The 12,863-nt window shown below is 53.1% G+C and carries 11 protein-coding genes and 2 pseudogenes; 9 read left to right on the top strand and 4 right to left on the bottom strand.

Annotated features, from left to right (window positions below; translation table 11 throughout):
- Window positions 1-11: 11 nt before the first annotated feature.
- Window positions 12-572 (top strand): RNA polymerase sigma factor, encoded by a 561-nt coding sequence (locus tag ACUN0G_RS12055; RefSeq protein WP_003218160.1) that lies wholly within the window; start codon window positions 12-14, stop codon window positions 570-572.
- Window positions 569-1,168, top strand: coding sequence for a hypothetical protein (locus tag ACUN0G_RS12050; RefSeq protein ID WP_445573528.1), 600 nt, complete (start codon window positions 569-571; stop codon window positions 1,166-1,168). The genes ACUN0G_RS12055 and ACUN0G_RS12050 overlap by 4 nt, the downstream gene beginning before the upstream one ends.
- Window positions 1,169-1,950: 782 nt before the next feature.
- Here the strand turns inward: ACUN0G_RS12050 and ACUN0G_RS12045 are convergent.
- A complete protein-coding gene (locus tag ACUN0G_RS12045) occupies window positions 1,951-2,172 on the bottom strand; it encodes a hypothetical protein (RefSeq protein ID WP_445573527.1) in 222 nt (73 codons plus the stop codon).
- A gap of 1,732 nt (window positions 2,173-3,904) precedes the next feature.
- Between ACUN0G_RS12045 and ACUN0G_RS12040 the strand changes: the two genes are divergently transcribed.
- The 3 genes from ACUN0G_RS12040 (at window position 3,905) to ACUN0G_RS12030 (ending at window position 5,886) form a co-directional block, all read left to right on the top strand.
- Window positions 3,905-4,225, top strand: a complete 321-nt coding sequence (locus tag ACUN0G_RS12040; protein WP_445573526.1) for a hypothetical protein — start codon at window positions 3,905-3,907, stop codon at window positions 4,223-4,225.
- Window positions 4,194-5,356 (top strand): IS3 family transposase gene (locus ACUN0G_RS12035; protein WP_445573525.1). Its coding sequence is split into 2 segments (ribosomal slippage): window positions 4,194-4,449 and window positions 4,449-5,356, totalling 1,164 coding nucleotides; the frame shifts between segments, so codons are not numbered across the junction. Before ACUN0G_RS12040 ends, ACUN0G_RS12035 begins: the two co-directional genes overlap by 32 nt.
- Window positions 5,357-5,460: 104 nt before the next feature.
- Window positions 5,461-5,886 carry a hypothetical protein gene (locus ACUN0G_RS12030; RefSeq protein WP_445573524.1) on the top strand — a complete coding sequence of 142 codons (426 nt, stop codon included), beginning with the start codon at window positions 5,461-5,463 and terminating at the stop codon, window positions 5,884-5,886.
- 384 nt (window positions 5,887-6,270) lie between these two features.
- Here ACUN0G_RS12030 and ACUN0G_RS12025 read toward each other — a convergent pair.
- A pseudogene (locus ACUN0G_RS12025) lies at window positions 6,271-6,870 on the bottom strand (methyl-accepting chemotaxis protein); the annotation flags it as partial.
- A gap of 303 nt (window positions 6,871-7,173) precedes the next feature.
- Window positions 7,174-7,836 (bottom strand): annotated as a pseudogene (locus ACUN0G_RS12020) (MCP four helix bundle domain-containing protein); the annotation flags it as partial.
- 879 nt (window positions 7,837-8,715) lie between these two features.
- Here ACUN0G_RS12020 and ACUN0G_RS12015 point away from each other — a divergent pair.
- Window positions 8,716-8,961 carry a hypothetical protein gene (locus ACUN0G_RS12015; RefSeq protein WP_445573523.1) on the top strand — a complete coding sequence of 82 codons (246 nt, stop codon included), beginning with the start codon at window positions 8,716-8,718 and terminating at the stop codon, window positions 8,959-8,961.
- 1,087 nt (window positions 8,962-10,048) lie between these two features.
- On the opposite strand, the gene ACUN0G_RS12010 is transcribed toward ACUN0G_RS12015, so the two are convergent.
- On the bottom strand, window positions 10,049-10,261 hold the full coding sequence (locus ACUN0G_RS12010; protein WP_445573522.1) for a hypothetical protein: 213 nt from the start codon (window positions 10,259-10,261) through the stop codon (window positions 10,049-10,051).
- Window positions 10,262-10,607: 346 nt separating this feature from the next.
- Between ACUN0G_RS12010 and ACUN0G_RS12005 the strand changes: the two genes are divergently transcribed.
- From ACUN0G_RS12005 to tnpC, 3 genes are all read left to right on the top strand, one after another.
- The gene (locus ACUN0G_RS12005) at window positions 10,608-10,856 is read left to right on the top strand and encodes a hypothetical protein (RefSeq protein WP_445573521.1); all 249 of its coding nucleotides are present in this window, start codon (window positions 10,608-10,610) and stop codon (window positions 10,854-10,856) included.
- Window positions 10,853-11,188: an IS66 family insertion sequence element accessory protein TnpB gene (gene tnpB / locus ACUN0G_RS12000; RefSeq protein ID WP_445573520.1), complete on the top strand. Its 336-nt coding sequence runs from the start codon at window positions 10,853-10,855 to the stop codon at window positions 11,186-11,188. Before ACUN0G_RS12005 ends, tnpB begins: the two co-directional genes overlap by 4 nt.
- Window positions 11,189-11,251: 63 nt before the next feature.
- A complete protein-coding gene (tnpC, locus tag ACUN0G_RS11995; protein WP_445573519.1) occupies window positions 11,252-12,778 on the top strand; it encodes an IS66 family transposase in 1,527 nt (508 codons plus the stop codon).
- Window positions 12,779-12,863 lie beyond the last annotated feature (85 nt).

Genomic DNA, 12,863 nt, shown 5'->3' with positions numbered 1-12,863 from the left:
TGCGCCACCTGATGGATTCACCCAGCGACGAAGCCCTGCTGTCCCGCTACCGCAGCGGCGACGGTGCAGCGTTCGAAGCCCTGTACGCGCGGCATCGACAGGGCCTGTACCGTTTTCTCGTGTCCTTGAGCAACAAGGCCGAACTGGCCGAGGAAGTGTTCCAGGACACCTGGCTCAGCCTGATCCGCAGCACCAGCGAGCCACAGGGCCGGGCGAGTTTTCGCACCTGGTTATTCCAGATTGCCCGCAACCGCCTGATCGATCACTGGCGCAAACACGGCATCCACAACCCGCTGCACGACAGCTACGATGAGCAGCTTCACGGCCAGCCCGACGACAGCGCCGGGCCAGAGCAACTGCTGAGCCTGAGCCGCGACCAGGCGCGCCTGGACAGCGCACTGCAAGACTTGCCCGAAGACCAGCGCGAAGTGTTCCTGCTGCGCCTGCATGGCGAGCTGGAAGTGCCACAAATCGCCGCGCTCACCGGCGCCCCACTGGAAACGGTAAAAAGCCGCTTGCGTTACGCCCAGCAGAAACTGCGCCGACTGCTGGCCGAGGAGGTACCCGCATGACTGACTCCCGACATACCCAGGACTCGAACGACGAGGTGCTGATCGAGCATTTCCGTCAACACACCAGCGGCGAGCCGCCGGCTTCCCTCGACGCGTTCATCCTGGCCACCGCCCACCGCGAAGCGCCCGTGCGGCAACCCGGCCTGTGGCAGCGCTGGTTGCAGGCCTGCCAACGGCCGCGCTGGCAGATGGCATTTGCCACCGTCGCGGGTGTGGCCCTGATGATTGGTTTGGTCACGCGCTCGCCGGTGCCGCAGCCGGAGTTATCCACAGGCACTTACGCGGCGGCTCCGCAAGAACTCGCTCGCCCGGCCCCGGCAGCGGCGCCGATGGCTCGATTCTCAGTGGCTCCGCAGGCCGATAGCGCACCGCAGGTGCAGGCAGAAGTCGCGGGTTCGCTGGCGGATGAGCCGGTGGCGAAGATGAGCAAGCGCTCGGCTGTTGTGCTGCCGCCATTGGAGCAGGGGCTGCAGGAAATCCTGCGGTTGCGGCAGGCGGGAGAGGCGAAGGCGGCGGATGAGAAGCTGCTGGAGTTGCATAAGCGCTTTCCCAAGGAAGACTTGCCGGCGCGGTTGGAGGCGTTGAAAAATCCTTGAGGTGGAGGTCGCCAGCCGGCGGTTGACGAGAAACTTCCGGCCTTTATAATCATCCGCAACACGGCCCCTGTCGGTTGATGCGCTTCGGTGCAGCAATTGCTCAGGGGTTTTTTATTGCCTTGATTTTTTCGATTACCAATCGCGCTCCTGCCAGTGGTGATCCACTCCCATGCCCTCCAAATTAAGATCAAGGTGGGACAAGTCTGGAAAGTCATTCTCCAATAGTGCTTTCAGCCGTCGTCCCCAGCTTGATGACGGATTGATGACCTTCATCAAGTGGTGGGTGAGGCGTTATATCGTTCTGTAACGATCATTCCGCGAGCTATCAATATCTCAAGTTGGTCCTGGTAGCTCTGCCAAGGTTTAGGGTAACCCTGGATCATTGGTGCATCACTTTAGGCATGTGCAAGTCCCTCCTGCTTGAAATCGATACAAGCGCCCGCCCTTCGATGTGTGGCGTCACTCGGGCTTTCACTTTGCTGGTCGAGAAACTTATGGTCAGCCATAAAACTGTTACTTTATTTGCATCTTCTTCCTTATCTTGCGCCCACAAAAAAGCCCCAGGCCTTTCGACCTGGGGCTTTTTCATCTGTATCTGGTGCCCCGGCGTCGTTTGAACCGGTCAGTAATAGGCCCGTATTCATTGGGTTTGTTTGGTGGTGCTTCGGTTAGGCATACACGTGGGCATACACGGTGCTTCCTTCTGGTCACTTTTTCGAGGTATCCCCGTAGGGTAAAGCAACATCAAATGGTGGCTGATGTGTTGCCATCCAGCTGAGTAGTTACTTCTTCGCTCGATCTTCTGCCGCCAGTGAGGCGAGCGCAAGGGTGATGAATCCTGCATTTCCATCCAGGGTATCCAGTGCCCCTCGAATGTTCTGTGCCACTTCTGTAGATCCTCTTTGCTCAACCCAGTTTGACAGCTCCTCGAAAGCTGCCCCCAGGGCCAGTTGGTTTTCATTCATGCGCTTGAGTAATGAAGCAAGCAAAGGGGTGTCTTCCATGATGTTCTCCCGCCGTGTTGTCAGGTAGTCAATCTACCTCGAGCCAGTGGCATTGCATATCAGCTGTCCTCACCATCTGGTGATCAGAAATCATGCCGACCATCTTGATTCACTAGAGGCCAACAATGTGTTGTAGGGCCAATTTGGAAAGGCAGCATGAGAGCACACACCCAGCCCCCCTCAAAAACTGGTGTAACCGGTGTTACGAGTGTAACGCCCTTCACCAAACGCCCGGTTTCATTGGCTTTCACGGCTGTTACACAGCAACGCTGCATCGCGTACATCGGATGTAACGCTGCCCGTGCGTGTAACGCTAAAGTCAGCATCCAGGTGTTGTGGTCAGGCGCTTTGCGCTCCAGCCTACCAAGCGAATTTCGCTGGCTCCGCCTCTCGATGAGAGGAAATCACGCTGGGGACCCTGAGAGGTTTCGCTTCACACGGGGCATGAAACCCGCGGGATCGAGTTAGTGGGAGGTGCCGGAAGTTACTGAAATTTCAATCGTTGAAATTGAAAGGATCGTGAAGAAAAAGGGCTATCGTTACAGCTTCGGTAAAGGTGGCTGTATTTGTTGCGTATAGTGAACACCTCCATTGCGTCAACCATGGTGACGGGTGTCAACCACGTCAACCTGTCAACCAACTTAAAAAATCCAGCCGCTAACACGAACGCGCGGGTTCTATGCCCCGTGTCTATCCGAAATGCCCAGGGGCCCCGGCGGCTTTCCGATTCATTGGGCAAATGCACTGGTGAACAGCAGTTCACCCGGTTTACCTGTTCACTAAGCTGGGCACCTTTCTGCTGACACGATCACGCGGGTTTCCGACCCCGTGTCTCAATGAAAACCTCAGGGGCCCCGGCACGAGGCGCACCTGAAGTTCGCTGGAGGGATTGGTGCTACCGGGGAGCGGGGCTCGTATCTATTCATAATGCGGTCCTATTGTTTTTATGGAGATTTATTTGAGTTACACCAATCTGAAATACCAATTTTCAAGTGTGTAACTGAGTCAAGTCGGGTAACAGTTTCAGATGAAAGCAGGGCACGCCAACTGGTTGACCGCCCGTTAGTAATGGTTAGCCGTCGGTAATCATCAGGCATGAGGCCGTCAGCTGTGTCAGCAATTCGCAAGCAGTCGCAAAAGGCTGCTTTCGGCCGAGGCTGTGTGAAAACGTTTCTCAGCGTTACAGGTACTCAAAACCGGACTGGAAATCGCGCTTCTACGAGAAATCCACATCTGCTGACGTGCCGATAAATTTCAGATTTAACGTAGACGCGCACACTTTAATTTTGGCGAAGCGTTTTTACACACTCTGGGCCAAAAGCAGCCAGTCGATCCGGTTCTGTTTTCGCCCGATCCGTATGGCATTCGAGCCTATGCAATAGACAACTATTGGTATTGAGATCTAGTTTCTGATTGGTGGCATTCACGTTCGCGACATTTTTAAGCGAGCAGTCGTGTGAACCCAATTCTCATCCTATCGCTTTCCCGTATCAAATAGATGGCTTTTGGCTGGATGGCTGATTAACATCGGCATGCCTCGCCTGCTTGCTGGTGCAGCCGCCTCACAGCACTGAACCAAGTTTGACAGACGCCAGCCATCTCTCTTGGGAGGTTGCTGTACGGGTCGCGACCAAGATCGCCGTTAAGGCTTCGCGGTCTCCCGAAGGTTGAAGATCCTCTGTAGCAGTTGGGTGAGAGTTCGCTGGTGTCTCCCAACAAACAAGGAGTTTTTGTGGCTTCGTCACTTTACCGTCGAATCTACAGCGGGGATTCGTTGTATTCGGCCTTGAGAAAGGTCAAAGAAAGCGCTTTTTCTTCATCATCCGAAACTATTCGAAATGAAGCCAAGGATTTTGAAAGCCAACTCCCCAAGTCGCTTTCCGACATCCAGCGCGCGCTATCGAAGAAGATATTCGCCTTCCAAAAGCAAACCGGCGTAGCAAAGACCAAAACCAACTGTAGTGGTCTAATGAAACCGGACACCCATTTAGGCGAGAATGCTCGCCAGATCGAGGTGTCAGATGACCAAACAACGCCGTTCCTTTTCTGCTGAATTCAAACGCGAGGCTGCCGACCTCGTGCTCAAGCAAAACTACAGCTACATCGAAGCCAGCCGTTCACTCGGCGTCGGCGAGTCGGCCCTGCGCCGCTGGGTCGATCAGGTTCAGCAGGAGCGCCAAGGCGTCACTCCGCAGAGCAAAGCGCTGACCCCGGAACAGCAGAAAATCCAGGAGCTGGAAGCCCGGATCGCCCGTCTTGAGCGGGAAAAATCGATATTAAAAAAGGCTACCACGCTCTTGATGTCGGAAGATCACGAGCGTACGCGCTGATCGATCAGCTAAGCGTCCATGAGCCGGTTGATTGGCTGTGCAAAGTGTTTGATATCAACCGCTCAAGTTATTACGCCCAGCGCCTCAAGCGCCGAACGCCGGATGTCGAACGGCTTCGGTTGCGCAGTCGGGTGAGCGAGTTGTTTTCGCAAAGTCGCAGTGCTGCGGGCAGCCGCAGCATTCTCTCGTTGATGCGTGACGATGGTGAGCAGCTCGGTCGGTTCAAAGTGCGCAGCCTGATGCGTGAACTGGATCTCGTCAGCAAACAGCCAGGTTCTCATGCCTATAAACGAGCGACGGTTGACCGGTTGGATATCCCGAACATCTTGAATCGGGAGTTCGATGTTCCGGCACCCAATCAGGTGTGGTGCGGCGACATCACCTACATCTGGGCCCAGGGGAAATGGCATTACCTGGCTGTCGTGCTGGATCTTTGCACGCGCCGGGTGGTGGGCTGGGCGTTGTCGGAAAAGCCGGACGCCGAGCTGGTTATCAAGGCGCTGGATATGGCTTACGAACAACGAGGAAGGCCTCAGGGTCTGCTGTTTCACTCGGATCAAGGGTCGCAGTATGCGAGTCGTTTATTTCGCCAGCGGCTGTGGCGTTATCGAATGCGCCAGAGCATGAGTCGCCGGGGAAATTGCTGGGACAACGCGCCAATGGAGCGCGTGTTCCGCAGCTTGAAAACGGAATGGATACCGACCACGGGTTACAGAACGGCTCAAGAAGCCCAGCGCGATATCAGCCACTTCTTGATGCATCGGTACAACTGGGTTCGCCCCCATCAATTCAACGGTGGGCTGGCGCCAGCTCGGGCCGAAGAAAAACTTAACGTCGTGTCCGGGATTAGTTGACCACTACAATTGCGGCTGGTTCGGCCCGGCCGGGCAGCGACAGGGCGGCGCGTGCCCAGCCTGCGGCTCAACTAGGGCTAAAGCGCCCAGCAAGGCAGTGACCCATGTTTACGAAGCCTGGCCAAGCTGCTGAGCGACTTAAGGGCGCCCAGGTTGACTGCATATCAATGCGCGCGATGGTGGATCAGTCTGTCCAGAATTGCCGAACGCTTCAGGACGTTCAGACATCACTCACCGCAAAGGCGGCTGCATTTGACGCTTCAATGAAGTTGATCGGCCTGCCGGCTGATACTGCGCCTGATGTGTTCCCTGGTGTGGTTCAGTCCATTCTGCACGGCCAGCTTCGCTACACCATGCACCGCGACGTGCTGCGGCTTGATCAGGCTACGTGGGATTCCGTGCAGGATTTCCCGCAACACAAAATGTCAGCCTTGGACTACGACCAGGCGGTCGACCGGCAGATCTCGCGCTGGCGACGTGTTCAACAACATGCTCAAGCTCGACTTGAGGATGAAGATCGCCTGGTATAGGTGGAAGCTACTGAATCGCAGGGAACTGGTTAGCGCCTGACCCGTCACCAGCAGTTTCCCAGCAAGTATTAACGACACATTAAGAAATTATCTTGCGCCAAGTGCAACAGTGCTTTGCTGGGCCATAGTCATTGCCGATGATGATGTGCGGCCGTCGTTCGTTCTCAACGCAAGGGGGGGGCGCTAATGACTTGAAAGTGCCTTCCACATTCATCAGCGTGGTTTTCAACCCATAGACCCCAGCTTGACTCTCCGCTTGTTCGAAGAACTATCATCATCGCTGAAGACTGGTGCCAAGGGATGATCGCCCTGCGTGCCTGTTAGAGATATGTTGCTGATTTTCGCTATTAACCTAAAATTTAAGAGCCATAAAGCTGGTGTGGTTTATATTTTGAAACGACCAACCATTTGATTAAGAGATATTGCAAGCCTCGAAAGCTCATTGCTGGCTAGCAGAGTCTGATGAGTGCCCTCGCTACTTTGAATACTAAGTTCTCGAATACTTATTAGGGCTCTATCTACCTCTCTCGCAACATGGGCTTGCTCTTCGGATGCAGTCGCTATCTGTTGATTTCTATCGTCAATCAGCCGAACGGCCGAAGTAATAGCTTTAAGCGACTGGCCAGCTTCTTCAGCTGTCTGCCGAGTGCTATGGGCTTCATGGGTGCTACTTATCATAGACTCCACAGCTTGAGCGCTACCTGACTGAATGCTGGAGATCATTTGTTCGATTTCTTGAGTTGCAGTTTGAGTGCGATGGGCAAGCGCTCTAACTTCATCTGCTACAACTGCAAACCCTCTTCCTTGTTCACCAGCTCTAGCAGCTTCAATGGCCGCGTTTAGTGCTAAAAGATTAGTTTGCTCCGCGATCGCTCGAATCACACTTAAAACCTTACTTATGTCTTGCGTTTGTCCGGCTAATAATTGGACCTGTTCGGACGTGAGCTCAATCCTGTCGGTTAAACTCCGCATCGCCTTGAGTGTCTCATCAACTTTATCATTACCAGCCGTTGCCGCTTTATTTGAGTCACGAGCTGATTCTGATGTGGAAATAGCGTTACGAGCTACCTCATCCACTGCAGCGCTCATTTGGGTAACTGCAGTAGCAGCCTGCTCGATTTCACTATTTTGTTGCTGAAGGGTCACACTTGCACCCTCTGTTATTGAACTCATTTCAACTGCGGCAGTGCTAAGCTGGGTGGCAGCTTCCGATATTTCGCCGATAGTGTCGCGCAAAGTGGCTTGCATGGTATTAAGCGCTCGCATTAACCTCGCCGACTCATCATTTCCTGTAACCTGAAGAGACAGCCTCAGATCACCTGCGGCTATTTCTTCTGCCATCTTCAAAGAAGAGTTCATTGGTCGAACTATGCTTCGAGTGAGTGCGGTTGCGAGTAGGACTGTTAGAATCAATGAGATGCCAATTACTGAGTCGACAATGGTAAGGCTCCGTGAGTAGACCGCCGTAGCAGTAGTACCTGCCGTCGCCGCACCTTTGACGTTGTGATCTCTTAGTGCAGTAAGCTTAACCTGGTAATTGTTGGCGCGATCTCGCTGTTCTGTATTTGCAAATTCCACAGCTTTCTCATGCTGTGTTCTGTCTAATTCGATTATAGTTTTGAGCCCCTCAATATATTTCTCCATGGTTGCAGCTGCTTCATTAAATGTAGAAAGTTCTTCTTTGTCTGATATTAAATTTTTTCGATAGTATTCTGTTTGCTTGTTTAGTAAGTTTTGCGCATCGATTAATTGTTGTGCGGCTGTAATTTTTTCTTCTTGATTAGAGGTGGCCAGCAAGCGAATACTTTCTAGTCGGGCGCCTAGCAGTGCAATCTGTATATCGTCAGCAGTCCGTATGCTTGCAAGCCAATTGGTTTCAATATCCTGTTCAGTTCCTCTTAACTTGCCGAGTTGCACATATGAAAACGACCCTAAGGCAATAACAAGCATGGTGATCATGCCAAAACACAGGGCCGATCTCGGAGCGATATTGATGGAACGAAAATTCATAATGCCTCCATTGGCAAAAGCAGACGTGCTGCTAATATTGTTTCCTTATCGGCAATAAACTCTACAACATTAATAAAAAAAATCTATCGAAAGGCAGCTTTTATTAAAGAAACAAGCTTTCCTGGGGTTTATGGTCACGTTGGTTTGCCAGTTCTAGGCCTCATCAATCGCGATTATTGAGTTGAGGGGAGTTCGGAAGATGCCTCAAGTGGTGAGCCGATGAAACCGCTATAGCTATAGTAGTCAATAAGTTTTATCTCCCTGATCGCTGATAACCTATGACGAAATAGCTCAGTAAGTGCTAGTCCAAAATGAGCACTGATATGAGCGTAGCAGTAATTTTTGCTATTCGCTCATAAGAAAATAGGTTTACTTATCAGATAGTTACAGGCTCGGTGGCGAGTGTCTCAGACTCGCTGTTCATGGTGTGCGCCTCCAGCAGGGGCTGCCTGCTACAAGGTTAGTGAATCCTTGCATTGCTGGGCAGCACGTTCAGTTCCTAGATTTCATGCTCTAGGATGTGCATGTGCTGTTTTTACATTTCCCGGGCCGCCGGTAGACGAAGTCATGGAGAAGCGTATCCGTCAATTTATATTATGTTTATCAGGCAATTCATGTGTTTCCATTGATATGTATTTTACCATTGTGTGAATTGAACCTAAAAACCGTCGACTTATCCATAGAGGAGTAGGCTTCCTCGTGCCCTGGTACCTTCTGTCGGATGCTCTGTCGTTCAGGTATGCGGTGATGGCAATTTGGTATTGCGGCGGCTAAGAATGTACCCTAGCGAGTTGCCGCTATCACCTGAATGAGGCGTGTATGAAGTGGATTCTGCGACTAATTAACCTAGAAGGCGAGAGCGTCTATAGCGAAGCCATGGACATCCATGGCAATAGGCGCGTGTGTCGTAAACAAAAATTCGCCGAGCAGTTCGAAAGCTTGCCATCCGCTGAGCACGGATCGAACTATTTCCAGCTGTTGTGGGAGTTTCGCGCTTACGTTATTGAAATTGTTGAAATACACGATGCAGAAAGCCTTGGCGTATCGGGTAGGTCCGCACTTTGATTCGCCGAAAATGCAGATACCTGCGAATCTCGTGACTTCCGAAGCAGGCGCAGGCGGCCCTCGACTCTGACCAAAGCCTAATCAACCTTCGCGAAATTTCGATCCGGGATTCTGCGTGCCTACCAAGGCCAACCCTCGGAAGGATGTAGCCTAAAAACAGGCTAGCTGGCGATCATAAATTGGTATTAGTCGCTATCAGCGCATTGGGTACTATCTGGCCGCAGTTGCCTTCGGCCAGTTTGCTGTCTGGAAGCGGAGAAGCAAACGACAGGAAGCATTATCTCTATCGGTGATATCTGGAAATTTCGAAGGACCCCAGCCATTTCGTAGAGATATTCCAGGTTCATCAGCGGTTGTACTACGACGGTAGGCTCTTGGAAATGACGATGTGATGCATATCCATGCGAGTTTTAGGGACGTTGGACCGATAGATTGCGCCCGGAACTCTATGCCTCTCGAATATCTGTATTGAGCATTAAGCTTCAAGCAGCCGGCTTTGACCATATAGGTCTGCATGAGAGCAGGGGGAACTGATTTCTCCTAGAGACCATCTAAAATAACGTTAGACTTGTATGGACACAAACGTAGCTCTTACCATGCTTTTGGTACATGATCAAAATCGATCCGCCGCTTTTCGTCACCTAGGAACGCTTGAGATACCTTGTTGGTCAATTAAATCCGGTGGGTGAGTTTTGATGAGCAATGACAGGAAGTCAAAAGCGTTAGCCGCTTGGCGCTCCATGATTGAAGAAACTGAACTGTTCATAGACCACGAGGAGCTTTACTCGATTCTCATCGAAATGGCCAACTCCTTGGAGCGAGACAAAGTCATTTCTGAGTCGGAGTGGCGTGATCTTGTTCGGCAAGCGTCCACGATTCTTGCTTAGTAATGTTGCGGGCTCGGATCGGGGAGGGCAAATACAAGAAGCCCGGTGCGGGGCCGGGCTTGGATTGCTATCTGGGAGGTCATTGAAACAGGCGAAGTGCTCTTTTTTTACCGTCCGAGACAAAATTGGTGTGTTGAAAGTTTAGACGGGTTCGATCCCAAAAAACGAAGGCTGTTAAATCACCGCCCCAAACATTAAAGTCACCTGCTACTGCCCAGCGTGGGCATCACGCCTTTAAGATCCTCTACAGCGACCTTGAGTTTCTCGATTTGCTCGCCAACGGCTTCTGCTAGCTCATTTAAACCGCAGCCTTTGAGCACATCAGCTTCATGTTCCATTTGCGCGATACATTTTTGAATTTTATTAATTTGGCGCCCGAGCACTGCCTGATCAAAGTTATAAATGTTAGGCATGATTATTATGCCTCCGACCTAATAATAAGCCCGATCGATTATCCTCCGCATCCCCCACCAGCCTGTCCTCAGTTTCCTGAAACGAGAATGCGATCTTCATAAGCTCGTTGGCGCCTTGCTCGTCACCGGCGGCCAGCATTCGGTTCGCTACTCCCAACAAGTCGACGTCTGTAACCGTCCGGCAAAGTCACCTACCAACCCCCTGCAATAAGGGCGATGTTCTCCACTTAAAAAATACGTGGACACCATCGCCCTTATCATCAGGATTGCCATGCGCCAGAGAACTTCTTACCCCAAGCCCTTTAAAGCTCAGATCGTCTAGGAATGCCTGCAACCTGGCATGTCGATGGCCAGCGTAGCCCTGCGCCACGGCATCAACGCGAATCTAGTTCGCAAATGGATACCTCTTTATCGTGATTGTGAGGCGACAACGTTGCCCGCTTTTGTTCCGATAAAACTACCATCCCCACCCCAGGCCGATCTGCAAATGTCCGTCAGTATCGACGTTCCTTTCGGCCATCAAAACCTCACCGTGAAGTGGCCACTGGCCGATCCCGACGGGTGCGCCCGTTTTATCCGTGGTCTCACTCAATGATCCGCATCGACGCCATCTGGCTCGCCACCGAGCCCATGGATATGCGCGCCGGCACCGAGACCGCCTTGGCCAGAGTTATCACGGTGTTCGGTGCGGCGAAGCCGCACTGCGCTTATATCTTTGCCAATCGACGGGCTAACCGAATGAAAGTGCTGGTTCACGACGGGATTGGTGTTTGGTTAGCGGCTCGGCGGTTGAACCAAGGCAAATTCCACTGGCCAGGCATTCGACGAGGTAGCGAGCTGGAACTGGATGCCGAGCAACTTCAGGCCCTGGTACTTGGTCTGCCTTGGCAGCGCGTTGGCGCTGGCGGTGCAATAACGATCCTTTAAAAAGGCTGTAATTAACGTCTGAGCCTGCTGCCGCAGGCGGTCTGCTTTGGTAAAGTCCACGGCATGACTTCCTTGCCCAACCTCGACCAAATGACCCCCGACCAGCTGCGCGTTCTCGCTGCGCAGTTGCTGTCGAAGGTCGACACCATGGGCAGAAAGAGCCACCGCGATGACACTATCATCGAGCAGTTGACCCACGAGATCGCACTCCTCAAGCGGCACCTGTTTGCCAAGCGCAGCGAGCAGATCAGCCCTGAGCAGGGCAGCTTGCTCGACGATCTGCTTAACACTGATCTTGAGGCAATCGACGCTGAGCTGACGGCACTCCAGCCGGCTCCGGCTCCAGAAGAGGTGCGCCAAAAACCAAAGCGCGCGCCGTTGCCGCCACAGTTTCCACGCACCGTCATTCATCATGAGCCAGAAAACACTCAGTGCTCCTGCGGTTGCCAGCTCCAGCGCATCGGCGAGGACGTCAGCGAGAAGCTCGACTACACGCCAGGCGTGTTCACCATCGAACAACACGTGCGTGGAAAGTGGGCCTGCCGTCAGTGCGAAACACTGATCCAGGCGCCGGTACCGGCCCAGGTGATCGACAAGGGCATTCCAACCGCAGGCCTGCTGGCCCACGTGATGGTGGCGAAGTTTGCTGACCACTTGCCGCTGTATCGGCAGGAGAAAATTTTCGGGCGCGCCGGTTTAGCGATCCCGCGCTCGACACTGGCGCAATGGGTTGGGCAGACCGGTGTGCAGCTTCAACCGTTGGTTGATGCCTTGCGAGAAGCTGTCTTGGCACAGCGAGTCGTCCATGCCGATGAGACGCCGGTGCAAATGCTTGCGCCCGGACAGAAGAAAACTCACCGTGCTTATGTCTGGGCTTACTGCACCACACCGTTCTCGGCAATTAAAGCTGTGGTTTATGACTTCAGCCCGAGCCGGGCCGGTGAGCATGCGCGTAACTTCCTCGGTACATGGAACGGCAAGCTGGTGTGCGATGACTTTGCTGGCTACAAAGCAGGCTTCGAGAAGGGCATGACCGAAATCGGCTGCATGGCCCACGCCCGCCGTAAGTTTTTCGATCTGCACGTGGCCAATAAAAGCCAGTTGGCAGAGCAGGCGCTGCACTCGATTGGCGGCTTGTACGAGGTTGAACGCCAAGCGCGAGACATGAGTGACGAGGATCGTTGGCGAATCCGGCAAGAAAAAGCAGCACCATTGGCCAAAGCACTTCACGACTGGATGTTGACCCAGCGCGATCTTGTGCCTGACGGATCAGCGACGGCTAAAGCCCTGGATTACAGCCTTAAACGCTGGGTAGCGCTGATGCGCTATGTGGAGGATGGGGCTGTGCCCATCGACAATAATCCGGTCGAGAATCAGATCCGGCCGTGGGCACTTGGGCGTTCGAACTGGTTGTTTGCTGGATCGCTACGCAGCGGCAAACGGGCGGCGGCGATCATGAGCTTGATCCAGTCTGCGCGCATGAACGGGCATGATCCGTATGCGTATCTGAAGGACGTACTGACTCGTTTGCCGACACAGCGGGCGAATGAAATTACGGAGTTGCTGCCGCATAAGTGGGCGCCAGTGTAGCCTCGGAAAGCGCGCTCAGCGGACGCTCGATGTTAGAAAGCGAAAACTATGAGTTGGCGGCCAGACCAGCAACCGCCGCTATCTA

It is taken from the genome of Pseudomonas sp. 32A (assembly GCF_052682255.1).
The sequence above is the reverse complement of the archived record's forward strand: the minus strand, read 5'-3'. Positions and strand labels throughout refer to the sequence as shown.